The organism is Pseudochrobactrum sp. XF203 (assembly GCF_020341615.1).
Taxonomy (GTDB): Bacteria; Pseudomonadota; Alphaproteobacteria; order Rhizobiales; family Rhizobiaceae; genus Pseudochrobactrum; species Pseudochrobactrum saccharolyticum.
Genome location: NZ_CP084392.1, coordinates 3,176,520 through 3,198,983, shown reverse-complemented (window position 1 = coordinate 3,198,983; position 22,464 = coordinate 3,176,520). Strand labels below are relative to the sequence as shown.

Below are 22,464 nucleotides of genomic sequence, written 5' to 3'. Positions count from 1 at the left end.
CAAATGTTTCTGCAATGCTGTTTCCGTACATAATCTCTATCAACAATACAGGCTCTTAATATTGGATAAGAATGATGAACGATTTCGCGAAAGCTCAACGCCCGACACCTAAAGCCGGCGTCATGGATATTGCTGCTTATGTTCCTGGCAAAGCCACCGTTCACGGTGTTGCCAAAGTGCACAAGCTGTCTGCCAATGAAAGCCCGCTGGGTGCAAGCCCGCATGCTGTTGAAGCCTATCGTGCAACCGATCATTATCTGAGCTCTTATCCGGACGGCGAAGTCATTGCGCTGCGTCAGGCCATTGCGGAAACGCAAGGCCTGAATATTGAGAATATTCTCTGCGGCAACGGTTCGGATGAATTGCTCGGCCTGTTGTGCCAGACCTATCTGGCACCGGGCGATGAAGCGATTTTTACCGATCACGGCTTTCTGGTTTATAAAATCCAGACACTGGCGGCTGGTGCAAAACCGGTGATCGTGAAAGAAAAGGACACGGTGATTGATGTGGACGCGGTGCTTGCCGCTGTCACAGACAAGACCAAGGTTGTTTTCATCACCAATCCGGGCAATCCGACCGGCACTTATGTCCCGTTTGAGGAAGTGAAGCGCCTGCATGCCGGTCTGCCGCCGCATGTTCTGCTGGTGCTGGATGCGGCCTATGCGGAATATGTGCGCAAGAATGATTATGATGCCGGTGTGGCGCTGGTCTCAGCCAGTGACAATGTGGTGATGACCCGCACATTCTCGAAGATTCACGGCCTGCCTGCGCTGCGTATCGGCTGGATGTATGCACCATTGCATGTCACAGACGCGGTGAACCGTGTGCGCGGACCTTTCAACATGAACAGCGCGGCGATTGCTGCCGGTACTGCGGCAATCCGCGACCGCGATCATGTGCAGAAAGCTTGTGCGTTCAATGCGGAATGGGCGCAATGGCTGACAGACGAGTTCACCAAGCTCGGCCTGAAAGTTACGCCATCGGTCACCAATTTCCTGCTGGTGCATTTCCCTGACACACAGAACAAGTCTGCTGCCAAAGCTGACGAATATCTGCAGTCCAAGGGATATATTCTGCGTCGCGTGACATCCTATGGCTTCCCTGAAGCCCTGCGGATGAGCATCGGCTCGGAAGAAGCCAATCGCGGTGTGATTGCCGCTCTCACAGAATTTTTGAAGTCCTGATATGTCTGATATTCATTTTAATAAAATTGCGCTGATCGGTATTGGTCTGATCGGTTCGTCGCTGGCTCGTGTCATTCGCCGTGAAGGGCTGGCCGGTCACATCGCTATTGCTACCCGCAGTGCGGAAACGCTGAAACGCGCGGAAGAATTGGGGCTGGGCGACAGCTACACAACGGATAATGCTGAAGTTGTCCGCGATGCCGATCTGGTGATTGTCTCCGTGCCTGTGGGCTCGTCTGGTCTGGTTGCCAGCCAGATTGCCGGCAGCCTCAAAGCCGGTGCGATTGTTACCGATGTGGGTTCCACAAAAGGCTCTGTGATTGCGCAAATGCAGCCGGAATTGCCGGATCATGTGCATTTCATTCCGGGGCACCCGATTGCCGGTACCGAATATTCGGGGCCGGATGCAGGCTTTGCTGATCTGTTTATCAACCGATGGTGTATTCTCACGCCGCTGCCGGATACGGATGCAGATGCGCTGGCAAAGCTCAATGCATTTTGGGAAGCCTGCGGTTCCAAAACAGACCAGATGGATCCGCAGCATCATGATCTGGTGCTGGCGATTGTTTCGCATCTGCCGCATATCATCGCTTATAATATTGTCGGTACGGCCAATGATCTGGAGAAGGTAACGGAGTCGGAAGTGATTAAATATTCCGCTTCCGGTTTCCGTGACTTTACCCGTCTTGCGGCCTCTGATCCGACAATGTGGCGCGATGTTTGCCTGCATAATAAGGATGCTATTCTGGAAATGCTGGGGCGTTTCTCGGAAGATCTGGCCTCATTGCAGCGGGCAATCCGCTGGAGTGACGGCGATGCCTTGTTTGACCTGTTTACGCGTACCCGCGCAATCCGCCGTGGCATTATTGATGCCGGTCAGGAAGTGGATGCGCCGAACTTTGGCCGCGAAGCTGCAAGCAAGCAAAAGTAATATGCGAAGCTGCACGTTTGAGTGATGTTATATGAAAATAAAAAACCCGCCATTTCGGCGGGTTTTTATTAGAGCATTTCACAGTCAAGTTGGATCAACTTGACATCGGGATAATGCGACAGACTAAGGAATCGAGAGCGAACACTGCGATCCAACATGAACGTAAACCGCTCTAGAGCAGTGGCAACCGTCCCAGCGGGATAAAGCCGGCGCTGATTTTGCCTTCTTTGATGACAACCGGAACAATCGTTGCTCCTGTTTCATCTTTCGGCATGGAGCCGAGAGCAAAAACCACCGTATTGATATTTTTAGCCTGATCGGGAAAGGCGGCCTGCAATGTCTGGCCGATTGCCGGAGCATTGGTCAGGCGGATTTTCAGATCCGCATTGGCCAGCCCTTCGCTGTCGACAGCAAGCGGGCCGCTGATGCTGATGCTGGCGCCGGAAGGCAGCAGAAACAGCATCTGATTAAGCTGCAAGGATTTTCCGCGCAGCAGACTGCCGCTTTCATCCGGCTCTTTGAATGCTGCGAGGCTTGCCGGAGAGGTGATATCAATCAGACCGTCGAGCTCCGGCAGGGCAGCCAGAGATTTGTCGCCGGTGAGGCGCAGATCATCAAAAGTCATTTTGGCCTGAAGCGGCTCTTCAAGACTGTTGAGATCAAATTGCAGGCCGAGCAAAGAGAGTGTTGCCGGTGCAGCCGCATTTTCAGCGGTCACAGTTTGCACGCGCAGATTATCGGCACTGAGGCTGATATTCTGTGGCGAACGGCCGTCAATGCGCGCAGATGCTTTGAGATTGTCCCAATCTGCTTTCAACGGGTCAGCGCCGGACATGGCAAGTGCCGCAGGGCCGGTGAGCTGTGTCTGCACCGTGCGGAAAGAGAACAGGGAGGCGCCGACATTTACAGCACTGGTTGCAGCATTCAGCGTCTGATCTTTGTCACGGAAGTTAAAGCCGGAACAGCTGATATACATGGAGAAGGGGTAGCCGCGTGCCGAGAGGGACTGACATTCCAGCGTTTCGCCCTGACCGGCAGTATTGGCAAGCTCAGTGCGAACGCGGTCTTTGGCCATGGAAGCGAGATAAAACCAGCCCGCCGTGTATAAAATGACGATGACCAGAGCAAAAAGAATGCCCCATGTCATGCGTTTTGAGCTTTGCGGGTTAGGACGCGATTTAGCTACCATAGCTATGCCTCTCAGATTTCAAAGGGCATTCTGCTGACAGGGCAGAAGAACTCTTCTATAATCTTTTTATTCACAATGCCGCGCTGACAACAGATCATGCGGTATTGTTTTGCAGATAAAAGTCATTCGGCGGTACATTTTTCTACACAAAATCATGCCGGAAAAATGTTTGCCTGTTGGGAAATGCGGGACACAGGGTGTAAACTATATGCCTGTGCATTCTATGCATTATATGAATTTAGCGAGACAAGCAAAAGCAAACAAATGACCCCAATGGATAGTTCACACACGGATTTCGTGTTCCAGAATAATGTGGCTGATTCCGGTTCTGACTTCTGGGTCTTCGGTTACGGGTCACTGATGTGGCGGCCGGGTTTTGACAGTGCCGAGAATATTCCGGCGCTGCTGACAGGCTTCAGCCGGTCTTTATGCATCTATTCTCATGTCTATCGCGGTACGCCTGAATTGCCGGGGCTGGTGCTGGGTCTGAACAGCGGCGGTTTCTGCCACGGACAGGCATTTCGCGTGACGGCAGACAACAGACTGCCGGTGATGAACTATCTGCGTGAACGTGAACAGATCAGCGGTGTTTATGTGGAAAAATGGCTGACGGTTGAACTGGCAGACGGCCGTGATGTCGAAGCATTGGTCTATGTGGCCGATCCCTTGCATAAACAATATGCAGGCGGTCTCAGCGCTGAGGATATGGCTTTGCTTGTTCGGCGCGCCAGTGGTCAGGCCGGACCAAACCGCGATTATGTTGCCAATACTGCCCGTCATTTGCAGGCAATGGATATCTGGGATGAGCGGCTGGAAGCTGTTTTAAAGCTGCTGGATAATCATACAGACTGACAGGATTGGCAGTTTTACCCGATCTTTTTCTGGTCTGTGATCTTGTGAATAGCAAGAGCGCTGTTTAAATGTGTCTCAACCTTTGCCCGTGCTGAGTGAAGCACCGGTGCAATGAACAGTCCGACTGAGTAGGAGACATTTATGCTCGCAATTTTGCGCACCGTTGATCTGGCGCTGGATATTTATACCTGGATCATCATTGCCAGTGCGGTGTTTTCCTGGCTGTATGCTTTTAACGTGGTCAATTCCCGCAACCGCTTTGTCGCCTCGATCGGTGAGTTTCTCTACAAGGTGACAGAACCGGCATTGCGTCCGATCCGCAAGATTTTGCCGGATCTCGGCGGTATTGATATTTCGCCGATTGTTCTGCTGCTGGCGATCTTCTTTATCCGCCAGTTCATGTGGACGACATTGGCTCCGATGCTCTTAAGCTAATCAATAAAAAACCCGCTTGAAAGCGGGTTTTTTATTATCTGCGATTGAAAATCCGGCCACTTGGGAGATTGGCCAGTTTTGCAATTATTTCGCGTTTTTAGCGCGTTCGATCGCTTCAACGATGAATTTACGTGCGTAATCTTCATCGCCCCAGTCACCGATCTTTACCCATTTGCCTGGCTCCAGATCTTTGTAATGTTCAAAGAAATGAGCAATCTGCTGCAGAGTGATTTCCGGCAGATCGGTGTAGTTATGAACTTTTTCATAACGACGGGTCAGCTTTGGTGACGGTACGGCGATGATTTTTTCATCTTTACCGGCATTGTCTTCCATTACCAGAACGCCGATCGGGCGAACATTGATGACACAGCCCGGAATCAGCGGACGGGTGTTGCAAACCAGAACGTCAATCGGGTCGCCATCTTCCGACAGAGTATGCGGAACAAAGCCGTAATTGCCCGGATAGGTCATTGGTGTGTAGAGAAAACGGTCGACGATCAGAGCGCCGGCGCTTTTGTCCATCTCATATTTGATCGGATGACCACCGACCGGTACTTCGATAATGACGTTAACGTCTTCAGGAGGGTTGGAGCCGATGGAAATGGCATCGATATTCATGGGCGTGTCCTTTCATTTGGCGTTCTGATATCGGTTTTCGTGAAACCGTGCAACAAAAACGCAATTTCAGATAAAGCGGCTTATTGTCATGTTCGTGAAACTCTGAGCGTTGTTATGCCTTTGTTTCAGTCTCATTGCGCTGCGCCTGCAATTCCGCGAGGCGGGCTTTGGCTGTCGGCGGCATAGGCGGCGCATTTTTATCCTGTGAGGCCTGTACCAGAAATTCATCACAAGCTGTTTCTGTGGCTTCAATCAGGCGCTGCAAAAAGACTTCCTTATCCAGTCCCGCTTCAATCGGCGGCAAAATACGGCAACGGATGATGCCGGGATAGCGAAGGAACTTACGGCGCGGCCAGTACAGACCGGCATTATGGGCAATTGGCACGACCGGCAGACCGAGATTGGCATAGAGATGGACGACACCATATTTATAGGCCGGCGGCGCACCGGGGGCGCGGCGTGTGCCCTCCGGATAGATCATGATCTGGCGTCCGTCAGCAATGGCTTCCTGCGTGCCGCCGGAAATGGAATGCAAAGCCTTGATCCCCGTACCGCGATCGACAGGGATCATTTTCATTTTCTTCAGATACCAGCCGAATAGCGGAATACGCATCAGGTCGCGTTTGAGAATATAAACCGGATCGGGCGTGTAAGACAAAAACGCATAAACATCCCAGAAAGACTGGTGTTTTGGTGCGCAAATATAGGCGCCTTCCGGCAGGTTTTCTGCCCCTTCGACCACAAAATCGGTGCCGACAATATATTTTTGCAGAAACAGATTGGAGCGTGCCCAGAATTTAGGGACGATCCATGCCTTTTTGCGTGGCAAAATCAGCGTGAGCGGTAAAAACAGGATCATCTGTATGATCAGACTGATATAGAAAGCCAGATTAAACAGCACTGACCGGATGACTATGATCATATCTTGTATCAGCCTTTTAATACGTGCATGACAGGTAAAATAGCTCGGTTTTAAACAGAGCGGTTCTTCAAATAGAAGAAAAATCAGCGCTTATCAATTCCGGACATCATTGCCTATTGATCCGCAGCTTGTGTTTTAATCATTTTGGCTGAGACTGATATGCGCAAGAGCGCCAATATATTTGATATATTCGGTAAATAACACGCGCAGCGTATCGCCCTGACGCATCCAGTTATTGTTTTTCAGATCGCTGTTAATGACCGGATAGGGCAGAAGTTCGACATTACCGACCTGCCGTGACAATTCCAAAATTGAGCGCGGAATGTGATAATTATTGGTCACAATGAATATGCGTTTGTAATTATGCTGTTTAATCCATTTGGCGCTTTCAACCGCATTGCCGATTGTGTTGAGTGCCGTACGATCGAGATCCACGCAGCAGGCAAATAAAGCCGGATCTGTTCTGGTAATACGCTGCAAGGCCTCGCGTTTGGTAGACGGATGAACACCGCTGATCAGCAGCCGTTCGCCGCGTTTCTCTGCCAGCAGTTCCAATGCGACTTCAATACGGGATTTTCCGCCGGTCAGAACGATAATCGCATCGGCTTTCTGATCGGCAGGTGGTGCCTGCAAATTGCTGACATGCTCGCTGAAAATGACAAATCCGATGCCGAGAGCGACGATCATCGAGAACAGGACAACCGCGACCGGCGGGATGCGTCTGCGCAGGCGCTTCAGCCAATGGCGAATAAAGCCGTCTTTAGAGATATGCACGGATGCTTCGCGGCCGGTTGTTTCTGCCGGTCGTTCGTCATTCTGCCGGTTTTGTTCCGCAGTGTCTGAAGCATTGTTTTGCACATGCATTGCCGTTTGGCCTGTTCATTTTCTTGTATCAGCGCAGATTGCTGTAACCTGCGCAAATCAGTCTTATAGTATAGAGCAGACAGGACAGCGGAGGAAACTGCTTTGTCCGCTGACTGCTCTAATCTTTGCTGCCGCTGATACTGTCCATATCTTTGAGCTGCCGGATCACGGTCAGGCGGCTGGTCAGCATTGTGAGAATGCTGACAATGATAATTGTGGCAGCAATGCCGATATAGCCTTCGCGTCCGATGGCAAAACTGCCAAACAAAGCTGCTGCCTGATCGCCTTCCGGCGTTGCCAGATTGCGGCTGGTCCACCAGGAAACAATCAAAAATACCAGCAAGGCCGCCGCGCCGCCGTAACAGGCACCTTTGAGTGCTGTACGGAAGAAATGCCATTCAAATTCACGGGCAACAAAGCGGGCTTCAGCACCGATAAAATGCAGCACTTCAATAATATGGCTGTTTCCGGCCATCGCGCCACGCGTGGCAAAAATCACGGTCAGCACTGTGGCAGACAGCATCAGAAACAAGACACCCATACCGATCAGTACGGTTGTGTGCGCCATGGAAACCAGACGATCCACCCATGTGCGGTGATCGTCAAAACTGGCGCCAGGAATATTCTTTTGCAATTCCGAGCGCAGAGTTTCAAAATCCGGCGGATTTTGCTCGTCAATTGTCACCACCACGAGGCGCGGTACCGGCAATTCATCAATATCCAGACCTGTACCGAGCCATGGCTCCAGCAGGCGTGCTGTAGCTGCACGGTCAACAATATTAGTGCCTGAAACACCGGCAAAACCGGATGCAATCTGACTGGCTTGTGCGAGGGCAGCTTCCATATCCTGACCATCAACCGGCCGGATCTGAATTGTTGCTTCACGTGAAATCTGGCTCTGCCATTGGGCTGCTGATGCGCGCACCAGACTAACCCCGCCGATAGTGATGCAGGCGAGAAAGGTCATGATTGCGATAACGGTAATCAGCGTGGTGCCGGAAACACTGACCGGTGGTACGATCGGCGTTGGTCCGCGCTTTTCCCGTTTGCGCTTGCCCAGCAGTTCGAGAAAAATCCCGTGATAATGATCAATCGTTGCACGCAGGTCAGCCATAAATATCCAGCCTTCCCTGATCGAGAATCATACGGCGTGCATCTACCTGATCCATCAATGTCAGATCGTGGGTGGCGATAATCACTGCAGTGCCGGAACGGTTAAGTTCCGCGAACAGGCGCAGCAGGCGGCGTGCCAGCGGTGGGTCGACATTACCGGTCGGCTCATCGGCCAGCAGAATTTCCGGCTGGTCAATCAGCGCTCGGGCAATGGCGGCACGTTGTTTTTCACCACCGGACAGAACGGGCGGCAGCACATGCATACGGTCACCGAGACCAACCCACTGCATCAGCTCCTGCACTTCATGGCGGTAGGTTGCTTCCTCCTTGCCGCGAACACGCAATGGCAATGAAACATTCTCATAGGTCGTCATATGGTCAAGCAGGCGAAAATCCTGAAAGACGATGCCGATGCGGCGGCGTAGCAGCGGAATTTCACTGCGCTGCATTGTGGAGATATCTTTGCCGAAAATCGTAATCAGGCCGCGTGTCGGTTTCAGCGCCATGAAAAGCAGGCGCATCAGCGATGTTTTACCGGCACCTGACGGGCCGGTCAGAAACTGAAAGGAGCGCGGCGGAATATGAAAGGAAACATCCCGCAGGATTTCCGATCCCATGCCGTACCGTAATCCTACATTTTCAAAGCGAATCACTGATTATTTTCCCGATGTTTTTTGCCGGTTTTCTTATGGTTGCCGAACATTGACCCTTGTGGTTAATCTCGCGTTAATCTGCATGCAAGTTTGGCATTTTGAGGTTGAAAAAAGAATAGAAATTTTATGGCTCTTTGTGCACAGACCTGCTGTGTGTAACCGGTTAAAACGCAGATTTGATGCGGAACAGGCGTAAATAATGTAAAACTGCCCTTTCAGCAAAAGGCGTAGTACTGTAACAGCTACTTTTTTCTTGCCGGAGATATTTCGGTTCAAGCAGTTTTAGGAAAAGTGGGAACCGCCTCGGCGGAGAAAACAATTCACCGGATTGTTTTCTTTTCCCGCTTCGATCCGTAAGAAACTGCGTAATATAAAATCCTAGTGCGGATTAAGACCGGAGACGTGTTTATGCCTTATGTAGGTGGCAGAAATCTTGAAGTTCTGTTCAGTGCGGAGCAGATTGCAGAACGCAATCGTGAACTGGCACAAAAAATTGCCGAGCGTAAGCTGGAACGGCCGCTGGCAGTTTCTATCCTCAAAGGCTCATTCATTTTTGCGGCAGACCTGATCCGCGCCATGCATGATGCCGGTGTTGAACCGGATGTGGAATTCATCACTGTCTCCAGCTATGGCGCAGGCACAAAAGGCGGCGAGATCCGTCTGGTGCGCGATATCGACAGCGATGTTGAAGGCCGCGATATTCTGCTGATTGATGATATTCTTGAATCCGGCAAGACACTGAATTTTGTGCGTGAACTGATGATGTCACGCGGTGCACGCAGTGTGAGCATTGCCGTGCTGCTGGACAAGCCGGGTCACCGTAAACTTGATCTTTATGCGGATTTCACAGCTTTTGAATGTCCGGATTATTTCGTTGTCGGCTATGGCATGGATGTGGCGCATTCTTTCCGCCAGCTGCCTTATGTCGGCCGCGTTATAGATGAGCAGGAATAAGATCCGACCATTCGCTGAATTTAAAAAGCCGCTCATGATTATGAGTGGCTTTTTTATGAAATAGAGTAGTTCCAGTTAAGTCTGAATTTTTGGAACCGCTCTATCCTTTTGTTTTGCGCATTATCCAACGCAAAACCGCTTCGCACTTTTTCTGGAAATGCTTTATTGATCGCGTTTCAGCAGACGTTCCAGATAGTCTTTCTCCTGCTGCGGGCTCAGCGCATCGCCGAGTTTTTTGCGGATTTCATCAAGAATGCGGCGTGCTTTCTGGATATCAATCTGGTTCGGCAGCTGATTGCCGGTACCTTCCGAGCTGCCCTGACCGGTTTGACGCCCTAACGGATCCTGACCTTCACCGGTCTGCTGCCCCTGACCTTCACCCTGCGCCTGCTGCAATTGCTGCATCATGGAGCGGGCACCGCGGCGCAAGGCATCAAGCGCTTCGGCCTGCTGATCTGTGGCTTGTCCGCTTTCGCCATTGCCCAGCGAGCGGCCTGCACGCCCCATGGAGTTCAGCGCCTGATCCATTTCTTTCGAGGATTCCAGTCCTTGTTGTTTCAGCTGGTCTGTCAGCGCATTCAGCTCATTTTGCAAGTCGCGCTGCTGCTGCTGTAAATCTTTCAGAGCCTGTTCGGTTTCCTGACGGGACTGGCCGTTTTGCGGGCGCTGCTCTCCTTCGCCGTCATAATTGAAATCATCAGACTGTTCCTGCAATTGCTGATCCAGCTTGAAAGTTTCATTCATCAGCTCCTGCTGACGGCGCATCAGATCACCGAGCTTATTCAGCTGTTGCTGTGCGCCGCTGCCTTGTCCCTGACCTTGGCCTTGACCGCTACCCTGACCTTGCTGAGCACTCTGACCAGGTTGGAGATTGTTGAGCATTTCCTGCAATTGCGACAGCATCTGCTGTGCCTCCGCATGATTGCCTGAGCGGGCGAGGTCTTCAATCTGTTGCATCATCCGGTCAATATCACGCTGGCTGAGCACGCGGGTATTGGGATTATTCTGGGCGTTTTTATTCGGATTAGTCTGCTGACGGCGTGCCATTTCGTTTAAGTATCGGTTCATGGCTTCGCGCAATTCTTTCGTCAGTCGGGCAATTTCTTCCGGACTGGCATTATTCTGCAATGCCTGACTTAACGCCTCCTGCGCTGCACGCAGGGCTTTTTCCGCATCGGAAAGCTGACCATCTTCAATACCGCGCGCGACATTCCACATATAGCTGACGATCTCGCGCAAATCCTCATCATTGCGTGCCAGTTTCAGACGTTCCCGCACAGAGCGCAGACCCAGAAAATGGCTGACATTGGCAATGGTGGTCTGCGGATGCATGGTCAGCGCATCCAGCATTTGCACAACAGGTGTTTTCTGATTGCTGTCGAGCGCCAGTGTTTGACGCTGCTCGGCAACAGCGCGTGCCAGCGGATTGATGAACGGGCGCTGCGGCAGCACAAAACGGATTTCTTTGCTTGTGCCTGTCTGGCCTGCATCATCAATCGCCTGCAATTGCAGGGAGACATATTTGCCAGCCCACGGATGCATAGTCAGATCCTGAAGGGCTGTGGTCTCGTCCGTGCTGTTTTTGCCGCGCTTGGGTATAGTCAGCCGCAGTTCCGGCGCGTCTGTCAGCGATTGCGCGCCTTCTTCAGGTTGTTCCAGCAGTTTGATGACAGGCTGTAATTTAGTCACGCCATAGTCATCGCCAGCTTTATAGTGCAGTTCCAATGTGCCGTTCAGCGCATAGGTCGGATTGCGGGTAAAATCGACGACGGGCGGCGTATCCGGCGTGATGTTAAACTGCCACGCCTGACGACGTGAACCGGCCTGCAGGCTGGCAGCGACCGTTTTATTCAGAAGCAGTTCAAAATTGGTGCTGTCTTGTGTTTTCGCTGTACCGGAAGCCGGTTTGGCCTCAACTGAATAGGCTTTGCCGTCCTGACCGGTCATAGTCAGCTGATTACGTGTACTGCCGCTGATCTGAACGCTTAGAATACTGCCCTGAGGCACATCCAGCGGTTTTACATCTGTATTGGCACTCAAAAAGACCGGTGCTTTGCCCGTATAGGCGGGTGGCGTAATCCATGCATCAATGCGGCCTTCCGGCCCTGCAAAGCCTTCAGGCGGGTTCCACAGATCACTGATTTTACCGGACGACGGGCTGAAGGAATAAGCCGCCGTTGAAGCAAACAGCAGAATGACAAATGTGCGCAGGGCATAAGGATCGCGCTGCGGAATATCGGGATGGGGCAGAAATCCGTGCAGCCTGTCCGTCAGCGCGGCCATACGCTTGCGGTGTTCCTGCCAGAGCGCCTGTGCCAGCGGATCGTCACTCTGTCCGGCAAGCTGGTCGTCGCTCAGTTGCAACGGACTATGTTGCAAGCCGTTTTCACGCTCTATACGGCTGTTGACTGTCTGATCGTCCGGTAATTGAAAATGCCGGAAACGGAAAAGCGCATAGGCATAGGCCAGTATAAAAGCGGCAGACAGCGTGAAATGCAGCCAGCGCGGCATGGCCTGAAACAGACCGAGCCAGGCCAGGCTGGCCAATAATGCCGTTAAAAGCAGAACCGGTAATATGAACGGCCATAAACGTTCAAAGCACAAGACCAATGCCGCTTTGATCCGCAGATGGTAAAGCCTGCGGTCTGCGTTTTCAAAAGATCTGGTGTCCGGTTCAGGCATTCAATATCCGGTTCTGTATCTTAGCGCAGTTAAATTGACTGAATTTAACCTCAGCGAACATGCGGCTGCTCAAAAAATCTGAAGCGGACGCAGTGGATAGGTTGAAATGCGACCCGCTTTAAATCAGCTTATCCAGAATAAATGGTTTTTCTTCGACAGCTTTTTTATCCGGTTTGCGCCAGTCATCATGCACTGTCGCATTCGGCGGGGCTTCCAGCGCGCCGCGGCGGCCGCAGCCGGATACAATGCTGCCAACGGCAACAAGCATAATCACAGAGGTCATGAATACGCGGCTATTCATCAAAAAATATCCTGAAACTGGTGTTTGGCCGCAAAGCCGTGAGTAATTTTCGCTGACAGTTTTAGCTGAATTACGGGACAACGCAAACTGTTCAGAGACAAACACAAATCTTTGAAGGGATGCAGACCGAAGGCATAAACCGCCTCCGGTCTGTTGTATAGCGAGGCGGATCAGGCCTTAATCAGGCGTTTTTTCCAGTATTTGATCTGGCGGCGCACTTCCTGCGGTGCGGTGCCACCGAAAGACTGACGGCTTTTTACCGATTTATCCACAGTCAGGAAACCGAACACTGCATCATTAATCTGCGGATGGATCGACTGCATGTCTTCCAGTGTCAGCTTAGACAGATCGACTTTCTTCGATTCTGCCAGTGCAACGGCACGGCCTGTCACATGATGCGCTTCACGGAATGGCAGACCAAGCTCACGCACCAGCCAGTCGGCGAGGTCAGTTGCCGTGGAATAACCGGAACCGGCAGCCTTTTTCATCGAGGCTTCAATCACAGTCAGATCGGAAACCATACCGCTCATCGCAGCCAGTGCCAGTTCGATGGATTCAGCAGCATCAAAAACCGCTTCTTTGTCTTCCTGCATATCTTTGGAATAGGCCAGAGGCAGGCCTTTCATCACCATCAGCAGGCCGACAAGCGAGCCGGTGATACGGCCGGTCTTGGCGCGCACCAGTTCTGCGGCATCCGGATTTTTCTTCTGCGGCATGATCGAAGAGCCGGTGGAGAAAGCATCGGACAGGCGGATGAAATTGAACTGCGAGGTTGACCAGATCACAATTTCTTCGGCCAGACGCGACAGATGGGTTGCGCAGATCGAAGCAATCGACAGGAATTCCAGCGCATAGTCGCGGTCGGAAACGCTGTCGATCGAATTGCGGGTCGGTTCGCGGAAACCAAGCGCTTCGGCAGTCATGTGGCGGTCAATCGGGAAGCCGGTACCGGCCAGTGCTGCGGCACCGAGCGGAGATTCATTCATACGCTCAATCGCATCGCGCACGCGGGAGAGATCACGGCCAAACATTTCCACATAGGCCATGCAATGATGGCCGAAAGTCACCGGCTGTGCAGTCTGCAAATGGGTGAAGCCCGGCATCACCGTTGCTGCATGTTCTTCCGCACGGATGAGAAAGGCTTCGATCAGAATTTTCAGCGAAGCAGCAGTTTTTTCCAGCTCAGTTTTGACCCAGAGACGGAAATCCAGCGCCACCTGATCGTTGCGCGAACGGGCAGTATGCAGACGACCGGCCGGAGCGCCGATCAGATCAGCCAGACGGGCTTCCACATTCATATGAATATCTTCAAGCTTGCGCGAGAAGGTAAATTTGCCATTTTCGATCTCGGCTAATATGGTATTGAGACCATCGGAGATCTGTTTGTGATCATCTGCAGAGATAATGCCGGTCTTGGCAAGCATGGCAGCATGCGCCAGCGATCCGGCAATGTCCTGAGCATAGAGTTTGCGGTCATAACCGATCGAAGCATTAATCTCTTCCATGATGGCAGAGGGTCCTGAGGCGAAACGGCCACCCCACATCTGGTTACTGGATTTTTCTGTCGTCATGCGCTTATGCCCTGAGCCGGAACTGTGAAGTAAAAGAACGATATTATGGCCGAAGATAATAAAGAGACAAAACCAAAAAGCGCAATCAGCCCGAAGATGATTTTGTTCGCCGGTATTGCCGGACTTCTGGCCGGTGCCCTTGCGGTATACGTGATGGAACCGCCTTCTGGCAATGTTGTTCCGACAGAGAATACGGCCAGTAATGCCGCAGCAGGCGGCGCAGAGGATGCAAAATGTGCGTTAAATCAGGAGCAGTTAGCTAAACTCTCCGCTGCTGCAACCGGTGAAGTTGCCGGAATGCAGCCATCGGATAAGCCAGCTTTGCTGACACATCTGCAATTTGATGCCCCAGACGGATCAAAAACCACCATCGGCGATATGAAGGGCAAGACCCTGCTGGTTAATCTCTGGGCGAGCTGGTGCGCGCCGTGCCGTGAGGAAATGCCAGCGCTGGATAAATTGCAGGCCGAGCAGGGCAGTGATGATTTTGAAGTGGTAGCGCTGAATATCGATACCGGCGATATTTCCAAGCCGAAGAATTTTCTCAATGAAATCGGCGTTGAGAAGCTCGGCTTTTACCGTGATGCCAGTCTGACTGTTTTTAATGATCTGAAACGCAGAGGTTTGGCTTTTGGTTTGCCTGTAACTTTGCTGATTGATGAAACCGGTTGTCAGATTGCGGCAATGAACGGTCCCGCACACTGGGCGGGGCAGGATGCTGTTAATCTGGTGAATACAGCTAAGAGCCTGCGTAACTGATTGGTCGCCAAATCCTGTATAATGTGATTTTACAGGATTTGGGTTTTCTGCTCTGCTGAAGATCTTAAGGGAGATTTTCTATGGGGCTGGATGTCTGGCTTGCCTTTACGGCTGCATCAATTGTTTTGCTGGTGATACCGGGGCCAACAATTTTATTGGTGGTTTCCTATGCCTTGGGGCAGGGCTGGCGCACTGCCATGCCGATGGCGGCCGGTGTAGCGCTTGGTGATTTTACGGCTATGACATTGTCGATGCTCGGCATCGGTGCATTGCTTGCGGCCTCTGCCACAATATTTACAATCGTGAAATGGCTTGGTGCTGCCTATCTGATCTGGCTTGGTATAAAATTATTCCGTTCAGGTGCTACAATGCAGGCAGAGGCGCGGGATGCCGATGTATCACCTGTGAAAATGCTGGCGCATGCATGGCTGGTGACATCTCTCAACCCGAAAAGCATTACGTTTTTCGTGGCTTTCCTGCCGCAGTTTCTTGACCGGCATGGCGATTTCTGGACGCAGATGCTGATTTTTGAAGCCACATTTCTGGTGCTGTCTTTCAGCAATGCGTTTCTCTACGCTTTTGCAGCGCATCGTGCGCGCACACTGTTTAAAAGCCCGCGGATTTTGCGTGCTTTCAACCGTACCGGCGGCACATTGCTGATCGGTGCCGGTGTGGCAACGGCAACAATGCGCTCTTCGTAATTTTTTTGTTATGCGGTGAAACCGTCACGCTTTAACCGCACAATTGCGAGGTCCAGCGCTGAGAGAAATGCGGAGCGGTCGCGGGCTGAAAACGGCTTTGAACCGCCGAATTGGCCTGATGAAACCGGATTGGCGGAACGCAGCTCATCCATCAGATTGCGGGTGGCAAGAATATTGCCGATATTGGCCGCACTGAACAGGCGGCCGTCCGGTGCAAGCGCAACAGCTCCGGCAGTGACAGCACGATGTGCCAGCGGGATATCTGCCGTGATAACAATGGCACCGGCACGCGACCGCTCGGCAATCCAGTCATCGGCCACATCCAGACCGGCAGGGACGATCACCCGTTCAATCAGCGGTTCATCACGCGGAATAGCGATAAAGCTGTTGGCGACGACAAAGGTTCTGATGCCATGGCGCTCAGCAACTTTATAGGTCTCGTTTTTAACCGGACAGGCATCGGCATCGACATAAATGCAGATGGTTTTGTTTTCATCGGAGTGTGTCATTCATGCTTCATGGCAAAGCCAAATGTGAATGGCAAGCGTTTAACGCTTGGCGAGGCAGGGCGGCAGGGATAAGCCGGTTGTATAGTTCGTGGAACAGATCATGCCAGTCAAATATTTCCCTGCTTTATTCGTCTTTCTCTGGGCAACCGGTTTTATCGGTGCGGGGCTTGCTATGCCCTATGCCGAGCCGTTCTGGTTTATGACCGCACGGTTTTTCATTGCTGCTATTATTCTGGCGGTCTGGGCACTGGTAACCGGTGCCCGCTGGCCTGACAAACGCGGGCTTGTGAACGCCGCGATTGTCGGCTGTCTCATTCACGGGATTTATCTTTCCGGTGTGTTCTGGGCAGTGCGCCATGGTTTGCCTGCGGGGATGACGGCGCTGGTTTCCGGCTTGCAGCCGTTGATTACCACGTTGATTGCCGCACTCTTCTTGCGAGAGACCGTGTTACCACGACAATGGTTGGGACTACTGATCGGCTTTTGTGGTGTGGCGCTGGTAGTTGCGCCGAAGTTTTCTTTGAGTTCCGGTGGGATTAATCCGGCGACTTTGAGCGCGGCGCTGGCAGCTGTGATGGCGATCAGTATCGGCACGGTATGGCAAAAACGCTTTGCGGTGAAAATTGACCTGAGAACCGGTACGACCGTGCAATATATCGCTGCAGGTATTCTGACCGGCTTGTTGTCGCTGACTTTCGAAACGCAGACGGTGATCTGGTCGCCGGAATTGCTGTTTGCAATGCTCTGGCTGGTGCTGGTTCTGTCAATCGGTGCGATCTTGCTGCTGCTGATCCTGATCGGGCAGGGCGAAGTATCAAAAGTCGCATCGTTCTTCTATCTGGTACCGGGAACAGCGGCGATTATGGCCTATTTGCTGTTTGGAGAAACGCTGACGCTGGTGCAGATTGCCGGTATGGTGCTGACCACATTTGGTGTGGCGCTGGCAACTTTACAGAAGAAACAACCGGCAGCTTAAAGCCGCCGGTCTGATTATTATTCTGATGTGATTAGCGGCGCGGCAGCAGCTTTTTCACTTCATCGGCCGCATCGGCAAGGGCTTCTTCCGGTGTGGCCTTCTGTTCAACAACGCGGGACAGATTATCAACGATGGTCTGGGTTACTTTCACGCCGTTCGAACCGGGGAAAGCATACCAAGGGATCATGATATTCATTTGACTCAGGCCGGCTTTGAACAGCGGGTTTTCGTCATAGAATTTGCCGAGATATTCATCCGATTTTGCAGCCAATTCATTATTTGGCACATAGCCGGTGCCCGGCACAACGACCGATGCGCCGTAAGGACCGGCAGCAAATTTGGCAAATTTCCATGCGGCTTCAATTTTCGCATCGTCCGATGTCAGGATAACAACCGCATTACCACCGGTTGGCAGGCGGCCTTTTTCCGGATTAAGCAGCGGGATTTTAGCGGTACGCATATCGAATTTGTCGCCAACATTCTTGATTGTATTGCGCAGGCCGCCGGTTGTCTGGAAAGCAAAGCCGACATTGCCTGCAGCAAAGGCCTGTTCACCGGCTTCTTTGGTAAAGTCCGGCAGGCCGCCTTCTTTGACCATGCGGTCGAGCAGTTTGAAAGCCGCTTCACCTTCAGCACCGCTGAATGCGACCTGTTTTTCATCCTCTGAAAGCATCCGGCCGCCGGCACCGAATAACAGCGCTGAGAACATCCAGTCATCACCCTGCCAGCGGAAATCAATACCCTGAACACCGTTGCCGAGCGCTTTGATCTTGCCGCCGATGCGGATGACATCATCCCATGTTGCCGGAGGCGTATCCGGGTTCTCTCCGACTTTTTTAAACAGGTCCGCATTGTAATACATGATCGGATTGGAAGTTGCGAAAGCCAGACCAACCTGACGGTCACCGACTTTGGCAAGGTTCAGAATGGTCGGAGTGAAACCCTGCGTTTCAAAATCAGTTTCTTTCTCGACCAGCGGTTTCAGATCAAGGCCGATATTGCGTTCACTTAAAATGCGCAGGCGGTTCAGGCCGGTAAAGGTGATGTCCGGCAACTCAGCGGTGCCATTCTGACGCATAATCAGCTGAATGCCGTCTTCATAGGTCGCGGAAGGATTGACGAAATGGATTTTGATATCCGGATTTTCTTCCGTGAATTTCTTGGAAATATTGGCCATCACGTCCTGAAAAAAGCCCGGCATAGGATAATGCACATTAAGCGTGGTTTCAGCCAGAGCTGTGCTGCACAGACCGGAAAAAAGGGCCGCAGCGGTCAGAGTACGGGAGAAGAATGTCATTACAGGCTCCGTAAATGTTTGGGAGGAAGAGCGTTACAGACGTGAGGTTGCGATCAGCCTTTGAGGCCGGTCATGGTAATGCCCTCAATGAAGCGGCGTTGCGCTGCAAGAAAAGCAAGAACGAGGGGAAGGGTGATAATCAGCGTGGCAGCCATCAGTGCGCCATAGTCATCACCGGCTTCGGCAGCGCGGAAATACAGCAGCCCCAGAGGTGGTGTGGCCATGTCCATATTGGTGACAACAATCAGCGGCCAGAACAAATCATTCCAGTGTGCAACCACGGAAAAGATCGAAAAAGCAGTAATCGCAGGCCATGCATTCGGCACAATAACACGGGCGACAATGCCAGTTTCCGACATACCGTCAAGGCGGGCGGCATTAATCAGATCATCCGGCATCGACCGAAAAAACTGCAGAAACAGGAAGATGCCGAACACCGAGATGAAGAATGGTGCGCTGATGGCGAAATAGGTATTCAGCAGGCCTGTACGCTCAAAACCCAAATAGAAAGGCAGAGCCGTGGCATGGATCGGCACCAAAAGGCCAAGCATCACCGCGCTCATCATCACCTGTGCCGCACGAAAGCGCAGCTTGGCCATAGCATAGGCGCAAGGGATAGCGATGATAACCTGAACCACCAGAATGAGTGCGCAGACCAGAACGCCGTTGAGCAGCAATTGCCCCATCGGCACACGGGAAAAGGCCTTGGTGACATTTTCGATCAGCGCCCAGTTCTGTGGAATGAGGCTGAGCGATGAGGAGAAAATATCGGACTGGGATTTGGCTGCGGTAGAAAGCATCCAGATATAGGGTGCAAGGAACAGCATCGCACCGAGAGACAAAATCCCAAGGCGGGTAAAACGTAAGACTGACATGATTTCCGCCTCTTAGTAATGCACGCGGCGGTCAAGCGCGCGATATTGCAACAACATCATCACGATCAGCACCATGAGAAAAATAACGGTCATGGCCGAGGCATAGCCGACACGCAGGAACACGAAGCCTTCCTGATAGATCGTATGCAGCAGCACTTCCGAGGCTTTGTTCGGCCCGCCCTGTGTGAGGGTTTTGACCGATTCAAAGACTTTGACGGAATTGATGACGCTGATAGTGAGAACAAAAAGTGTGGTGGGGCCGAGCAGTGGCCATGTTACCAGCCGGAAACGCTCCCATGCGCTTTTTGCACCGTCCATTTCGGCAGCAGCATATAGTTCGCGCGGAATGGCGGTAAGGCCAGCCAGAAACAGCACCATATTGAAGCCGACAGATTGCCAGATGCCGATCATGGCAAGACTTGGAAGCACGGTTGAAGAACTGCCGAGCCAGTTTGGCCCGTCGATGCCCAACAGGCCAAGCATGGCATTGACCGGCCCCATTGTCGGATGTAGCAGATATTGCCAGACAGTGGCCATGGCCACGAGCAGCGAGGCAACAGGCAGGAAATAAACTGTGCGGAAAAAGGCTTTGCCTCGTGTTTCACTCTCAATCAGCAGAGCTGCACCTAATCCGAGAAAAACGGAAAGCGGAGTGACGATCAGCGTATAGAGTGCGGTATTTTGCAGAGAAATGCGGAAGGTGCGGTCTTTGAAAAGTTCAATATAATTTTCTAAGCCGACGAACTGATAATCCGTATATCCCAGTTCAAAATTGGTGAAACTGAGATAAAACACCGCCAAGGTCGGCAGTAAAATGAACAGAAGTACCAGCGACACAGCCGGTGCCATCAGCTTCCATGCCAGACGCTCTTCACGTTTGCGGGCAGCATTGGCAGCCTCACGCGCTGTCATCACCGGAGAGAAGCTTTGCGCAATATCAGACATGGCTGTCTGCCTTAATGCGGCTTGAAACTGTATGGGAAAGTTTGCGCAGGCGCTGCCCTTCGGTATCAAACAACAGTGCTTTATGCGGATCAAAAGTCAGAAAAACCGGCATATCCGGTTGCATATCCGGTTGCAGATCCGCTGCCATGGCCGGACTGCATCGTGCAGTCAGTAATTCCTGAGCACCCGGAGCATTGAGATAGACAAGAGCTTCAGAGCCAAGAAATTCAATACGCGCTACTGTGGCTGAGATGGCCCTGTCCGCAGGTTTTTCATGGGTACGGCGGATTTGCAGATCCTCAGGGCGGATAGCTACGCTGAGTGCAGAACCGGCGTGAATGTCAACTTCGCTTAAAATTGCTTTGCCGGCAAAATGAATAATGCCCTGATCGCTGGCGCGGGCGCTCAGCACATTGATTTTCGGGCTGCCGATGAAGCGGGCAACTTCGATATGACGCGGATTATTGTAAATCTCGGACGGTGTATCGATTTGCAGCAGGTGGCCACCGATCATCACAGCAACACGGTCGGCCATGCTCAGTGCTTCGGACTGGTCATGGGTCACATAGAGGCTTGGCACACCGGCGCGGCGATGCAGATCGACAATCTCGGCACGGGTATGCACACGCAAATTGGCATCGAGATTGGAGAGCGGTTCATCCATCAGGAAGACCTGTGGCTGACGTACCATGGCACGGGCAAGCGCGACACGCTGGCGCTGACCGCCGGACATTTGCGCAGGTTTGCGGTCGAGCAGATGGTCGATTTTCAGGCTCTGTGCAGTTGCCTGCACCTGTTGCTGAATGGCGGCACGTTTTGCCGCCTGACCCGGCATCCAGTTGCCGATCAGCGGCAGACGTTCTGTCATGGTCAGATCACGCATGGCCAGCGGTACGGCGATATTCTCCTGCGTGGTCAGATGCGGATAGAGCGCATAGGACTGAAATACCATTGCGATATTGCGGTCGGAGGGATGGGCGGCAGTGATATTACGCTCACTCAGCCAGATTGTACCGTCATCGGCATGTTCCAAACCGGCGGCAATACGCAGGATAGTGCTTTTGCCGCAACCGGAAGGCCCGACCAGTGCAATGAATTCACCGTCTTCGGCTTCAATCGTCACATCTTTGAGAATGTGCTGATCGCCGAAAGATTTGGAGATATTTTTCAGTGCGAAATGCGCCATTATGCCTGCTCCGTTGCATCGGCACTGGTAATGGCGGCAGTGTGGCTCGACGGGTACACTTCATGCACCACATCATCTAGCAAATAAGGACGCAACTGCGTCAGTTCGGTGATCTCGCTGTGGACTGTATCGCTCAGCGTATGGATCACAGCACCGACAATACGCTCACCCGGCAGATCGCGTTCCATCGGGCCGACGATAAAGCCGGAGGAAGGCCCCCAGATCAGAGAAATGCCCTGATGATGGCCAGCCCATGCGCGGTGCAGGTGACCACTGGCATAAAGGCGGACATTGTACGCATTGAACAGATCGAGAAGGCGTTTGCGATCTTTCGGGGAGGCACCCCAATAACCGCTGTCACCTTCATCAGGACTATCCACGAAAAGCGGTTTATGGGCAAAGATTGCAACAGGTTTGCCATCGGCACCGTTCAACGTGTCTTCTAACCATTGAAATTGCTCTTCTTCCTCCGCATGGCCGCTGCCGATCAGCAAACTGTTGAGACCGATGAGACGCCAGCCGGACTGGTCATGCACCCAGCGGTCAGGGCCGACGAGATCGCGCCAGCGCTCCAGACGTTCATCATTAACCGGCTGGAGGGAGGAGGGCAGATGGCCGACATCATGATTGCCGGGCACACAAAGCACCGGCATATTCAGCTCGCCGAGCAGGTCAGCACAGAAGGTCAGATCATCATCAAAATCCGCACCATCGACAGCCAGATCGCCGGTATGGATGACGAGATCCGGCTGAACCTCTTCCAGCCATTCGGCGAGAGGTTGCCAGTTTTTAGTGAAATGGGCTTTGGACGGGCTGAGATGAGTATCGGTAATCTGAACAATCCGCATGGATCTGCTCCTTCACAGAGTTTGAAGAGAAGATGCGGATGTGTATTTCTAACGGGGGACACAGACCGCCACTGCGCGTTCACTACACTGCGTTGGTGA

23 protein-coding genes are annotated in these 22,464 nt (G+C 52.3%); 8 read left to right on the top strand and 15 right to left on the bottom strand.

The annotated features are described in order from the left end of the window. Positions 1 to 74: 74 nt before the first annotated feature. Positions 75 to 1,184: a histidinol-phosphate transaminase gene (gene hisC, locus LDL70_RS14625; RefSeq protein WP_225688598.1), complete on the top strand. Its 1,110-nt coding sequence runs from the start codon at positions 75 to 77 to the stop codon at positions 1,182 to 1,184. Position 1,185: 1 nt separating this feature from the next. Continuing rightward, on the top strand, positions 1,186 to 2,115 hold the full coding sequence (locus tag LDL70_RS14620) for a prephenate/arogenate dehydrogenase family protein (protein WP_221720655.1): 930 nt from the start codon (positions 1,186 to 1,188) through the stop codon (positions 2,113 to 2,115). A gap of 172 nt (positions 2,116 to 2,287) precedes the next feature. Here the strand turns inward: LDL70_RS14620 and LDL70_RS14615 are convergent, their stop codons facing one another. After that, on the bottom strand, positions 2,288 to 3,304 hold the full coding sequence (locus tag LDL70_RS14615) for a DUF2125 domain-containing protein (RefSeq protein ID WP_225685373.1): 1,017 nt from the start codon (positions 3,302 to 3,304) through the stop codon (positions 2,288 to 2,290). 312 nt (positions 3,305 to 3,616) lie between these two features. Between LDL70_RS14615 and LDL70_RS14610 the strand changes: the two genes are divergently transcribed. Together LDL70_RS14610 and LDL70_RS14605 are read left to right on the top strand one after the other, a co-directional pair. After that, positions 3,617 to 4,156, top strand: coding sequence for a gamma-glutamylcyclotransferase (locus tag LDL70_RS14610; protein WP_028233312.1), 540 nt, complete (start codon positions 3,617 to 3,619; stop codon positions 4,154 to 4,156). Positions 4,157 to 4,297: 141 nt separating this feature from the next. Then, complete coding sequence (locus LDL70_RS14605; RefSeq protein ID WP_022709656.1) at positions 4,298 to 4,591, top strand: YggT family protein; 294 nt, start codon at positions 4,298 to 4,300, stop codon at positions 4,589 to 4,591. An 84-nt stretch (positions 4,592 to 4,675) separates the two neighbouring features. On the opposite strand, the gene ppa is transcribed toward LDL70_RS14605, so the two are convergent. The 5 genes from ppa to ftsE all read right to left on the bottom strand — a co-directional run bounded on the left by ppa (position 4,676) and on the right by ftsE (position 8,761). Then, a complete protein-coding gene (gene ppa / locus LDL70_RS14600; RefSeq protein ID WP_022709655.1) occupies positions 4,676 to 5,209 on the bottom strand; it encodes an inorganic diphosphatase in 534 nt (177 codons plus the stop codon). Between the two features lie 112 nt (positions 5,210 to 5,321). Continuing rightward, the gene (locus LDL70_RS14595; RefSeq protein WP_225685372.1) at positions 5,322 to 6,131 is read right to left on the bottom strand and encodes a 1-acyl-sn-glycerol-3-phosphate acyltransferase; all 810 of its coding nucleotides are present in this window, start codon (positions 6,129 to 6,131) and stop codon (positions 5,322 to 5,324) included. A 135-nt stretch (positions 6,132 to 6,266) separates the two neighbouring features. After that, positions 6,267 to 6,989 (bottom strand): YdcF family protein, encoded by a 723-nt coding sequence (locus LDL70_RS14590; protein WP_225685371.1) that lies wholly within the window; start codon positions 6,987 to 6,989, stop codon positions 6,267 to 6,269. A gap of 124 nt (positions 6,990 to 7,113) precedes the next feature. After that, positions 7,114 to 8,109, bottom strand: a complete 996-nt coding sequence (locus LDL70_RS14585) for an ABC transporter permease (protein ID WP_221720658.1) — start codon at positions 8,107 to 8,109, stop codon at positions 7,114 to 7,116. Then, positions 8,102 to 8,761, bottom strand: coding sequence for a cell division ATP-binding protein FtsE (gene ftsE / locus LDL70_RS14580; RefSeq protein ID WP_033315839.1), 660 nt, complete (start codon positions 8,759 to 8,761; stop codon positions 8,102 to 8,104). The genes LDL70_RS14585 and ftsE overlap by 8 nt, the downstream gene beginning before the upstream one ends. 408 nt (positions 8,762 to 9,169) lie before the next feature. Here ftsE and hpt point away from each other — a divergent pair, with 408 nt between their 5' ends. Next, positions 9,170 to 9,715, top strand: a complete 546-nt coding sequence (gene hpt, locus LDL70_RS14575; RefSeq protein WP_225685370.1) for a hypoxanthine phosphoribosyltransferase — start codon at positions 9,170 to 9,172, stop codon at positions 9,713 to 9,715. A 162-nt stretch (positions 9,716 to 9,877) separates the two neighbouring features. Here hpt and LDL70_RS14570 read toward each other — a convergent pair whose 3' ends face one another. From LDL70_RS14570 to argH, 3 genes are all read right to left on the bottom strand, one after another. Beyond that, the gene (locus tag LDL70_RS14570) at positions 9,878 to 12,397 is read right to left on the bottom strand and encodes a TIGR02302 family protein (protein ID WP_225685369.1); all 2,520 of its coding nucleotides are present in this window, start codon (positions 12,395 to 12,397) and stop codon (positions 9,878 to 9,880) included. Between the two features lie 118 nt (positions 12,398 to 12,515). Then, positions 12,516 to 12,698, bottom strand: coding sequence for a lipoprotein (locus LDL70_RS14565; RefSeq protein WP_022709648.1), 183 nt, complete (start codon positions 12,696 to 12,698; stop codon positions 12,516 to 12,518). A 170-nt stretch (positions 12,699 to 12,868) separates the two neighbouring features. Next, on the bottom strand, positions 12,869 to 14,269 hold the full coding sequence (argH, locus tag LDL70_RS14560; protein WP_225685368.1) for an argininosuccinate lyase: 1,401 nt from the start codon (positions 14,267 to 14,269) through the stop codon (positions 12,869 to 12,871). Positions 14,270 to 14,314: 45 nt separating this feature from the next. On the opposite strand from argH, the gene LDL70_RS14555 reads away from it, so the two are divergent. After that, complete coding sequence (locus LDL70_RS14555; RefSeq protein ID WP_075653838.1) at positions 14,315 to 15,028, top strand: TlpA disulfide reductase family protein; 714 nt, start codon at positions 14,315 to 14,317, stop codon at positions 15,026 to 15,028. A gap of 80 nt (positions 15,029 to 15,108) precedes the next feature. Then, a complete protein-coding gene (locus tag LDL70_RS14550) occupies positions 15,109 to 15,729 on the top strand; it encodes a LysE family translocator (RefSeq protein WP_151158891.1) in 621 nt (206 codons plus the stop codon). A gap of 8 nt (positions 15,730 to 15,737) precedes the next feature. Here the strand turns inward: LDL70_RS14550 and LDL70_RS14545 are convergent, their stop codons facing one another. Further along, complete coding sequence (locus LDL70_RS14545; RefSeq protein ID WP_225685367.1) at positions 15,738 to 16,238, bottom strand: YaiI/YqxD family protein; 501 nt, start codon at positions 16,236 to 16,238, stop codon at positions 15,738 to 15,740. Positions 16,239 to 16,338: 100 nt separating this feature from the next. Here LDL70_RS14545 and LDL70_RS14540 point away from each other — a divergent pair, with 100 nt between their 5' ends. After that, positions 16,339 to 17,214: a DMT family transporter gene (locus tag LDL70_RS14540; protein ID WP_225685366.1), complete on the top strand. Its 876-nt coding sequence runs from the start codon at positions 16,339 to 16,341 to the stop codon at positions 17,212 to 17,214. 31 nt (positions 17,215 to 17,245) lie between these two features. On the opposite strand, the gene LDL70_RS14535 is transcribed toward LDL70_RS14540, so the two are convergent. From LDL70_RS14535 to LDL70_RS14515, 5 genes are read right to left on the bottom strand one after another with little or no spacing between them, the layout of a single operon-like run. After that, complete coding sequence (locus LDL70_RS14535) at positions 17,246 to 18,511, bottom strand: ABC transporter substrate-binding protein (RefSeq protein WP_225685365.1); 1,266 nt, start codon at positions 18,509 to 18,511, stop codon at positions 17,246 to 17,248. A 53-nt stretch (positions 18,512 to 18,564) separates the two neighbouring features. Continuing rightward, a complete protein-coding gene (locus LDL70_RS14530; protein WP_075653830.1) occupies positions 18,565 to 19,386 on the bottom strand; it encodes a carbohydrate ABC transporter permease in 822 nt (273 codons plus the stop codon). A 12-nt stretch (positions 19,387 to 19,398) separates the two neighbouring features. Continuing rightward, positions 19,399 to 20,331, bottom strand: a complete 933-nt coding sequence (locus tag LDL70_RS14525; RefSeq protein ID WP_225685364.1) for a carbohydrate ABC transporter permease — start codon at positions 20,329 to 20,331, stop codon at positions 19,399 to 19,401. Further along, positions 20,324 to 21,517, bottom strand: coding sequence for an ABC transporter ATP-binding protein (locus tag LDL70_RS14520; protein WP_225685363.1), 1,194 nt, complete (start codon positions 21,515 to 21,517; stop codon positions 20,324 to 20,326). The genes LDL70_RS14525 and LDL70_RS14520 overlap by 8 nt, the downstream gene beginning before the upstream one ends. Then, positions 21,517 to 22,365, bottom strand: a complete 849-nt coding sequence (locus LDL70_RS14515; protein ID WP_225685362.1) for a metallophosphoesterase — start codon at positions 22,363 to 22,365, stop codon at positions 21,517 to 21,519. The genes LDL70_RS14520 and LDL70_RS14515 overlap by 1 nt, the downstream gene beginning before the upstream one ends. Between the last annotated feature and the right edge of the window lie 99 nt (positions 22,366 to 22,464).

What these genes read in the sequence shown, in the direction of transcription:
- hisC (WP_225688598.1), top strand. Translation starts at nt 75, where the DNA reads ATGAACGATTTCGCGAAAGCTCAACGCCCGACACCTAAAGCCGGCGTC.
- LDL70_RS14620 (WP_221720655.1), top strand. Translation starts at nt 1,186, where the DNA reads ATGTCTGATATTCATTTTAATAAAATTGCGCTGATCGGTATTGGTCTG.
- LDL70_RS14615 (WP_225685373.1), bottom strand. Translation starts at nt 3,304, where the DNA reads ATGGTAGCTAAATCGCGTCCTAACCCGCAAAGCTCAAAACGCATGACA.
- LDL70_RS14605 (WP_022709656.1), top strand. Translation starts at nt 4,298, where the DNA reads ATGCTCGCAATTTTGCGCACCGTTGATCTGGCGCTGGATATTTATACC.
- ppa (WP_022709655.1), bottom strand. Translation starts at nt 5,209, where the DNA reads ATGAATATCGATGCCATTTCCATCGGCTCCAACCCTCCTGAAGACGTT.
- LDL70_RS14595 (WP_225685372.1), bottom strand. Translation starts at nt 6,131, where the DNA reads ATGATCATAGTCATCCGGTCAGTGCTGTTTAATCTGGCTTTCTATATC.
- LDL70_RS14585 (WP_221720658.1), bottom strand. Translation starts at nt 8,109, where the DNA reads ATGGCTGACCTGCGTGCAACGATTGATCATTATCACGGGATTTTTCTC.
- hpt (WP_225685370.1), top strand. Translation starts at nt 9,170, where the DNA reads ATGCCTTATGTAGGTGGCAGAAATCTTGAAGTTCTGTTCAGTGCGGAG.
- LDL70_RS14570 (WP_225685369.1), bottom strand. Translation starts at nt 12,397, where the DNA reads ATGCCTGAACCGGACACCAGATCTTTTGAAAACGCAGACCGCAGGCTT.
- LDL70_RS14565 (WP_022709648.1), bottom strand. Translation starts at nt 12,698, where the DNA reads ATGAATAGCCGCGTATTCATGACCTCTGTGATTATGCTTGTTGCCGTT.
- argH (WP_225685368.1), bottom strand. Translation starts at nt 14,269, where the DNA reads ATGACGACAGAAAAATCCAGTAACCAGATGTGGGGTGGCCGTTTCGCC.
- LDL70_RS14555 (WP_075653838.1), top strand. Translation starts at nt 14,315, where the DNA reads ATGGCCGAAGATAATAAAGAGACAAAACCAAAAAGCGCAATCAGCCCG.
- LDL70_RS14550 (WP_151158891.1), top strand. Translation starts at nt 15,109, where the DNA reads ATGGGGCTGGATGTCTGGCTTGCCTTTACGGCTGCATCAATTGTTTTG.
- LDL70_RS14545 (WP_225685367.1), bottom strand. Translation starts at nt 16,238, where the DNA reads ATGACACACTCCGATGAAAACAAAACCATCTGCATTTATGTCGATGCC.
- LDL70_RS14540 (WP_225685366.1), top strand. Translation starts at nt 16,339, where the DNA reads ATGCCAGTCAAATATTTCCCTGCTTTATTCGTCTTTCTCTGGGCAACC.
- LDL70_RS14535 (WP_225685365.1), bottom strand. Translation starts at nt 18,511, where the DNA reads ATGACATTCTTCTCCCGTACTCTGACCGCTGCGGCCCTTTTTTCCGGT.
- LDL70_RS14530 (WP_075653830.1), bottom strand. Translation starts at nt 19,386, where the DNA reads ATGTCAGTCTTACGTTTTACCCGCCTTGGGATTTTGTCTCTCGGTGCG.
- LDL70_RS14525 (WP_225685364.1), bottom strand. Translation starts at nt 20,331, where the DNA reads ATGTCTGATATTGCGCAAAGCTTCTCTCCGGTGATGACAGCGCGTGAG.
- LDL70_RS14520 (WP_225685363.1), bottom strand. Translation starts at nt 21,517, where the DNA reads ATGGCGCATTTCGCACTGAAAAATATCTCCAAATCTTTCGGCGATCAG.
- LDL70_RS14515 (WP_225685362.1), bottom strand. Translation starts at nt 22,365, where the DNA reads ATGCGGATTGTTCAGATTACCGATACTCATCTCAGCCCGTCCAAAGCC.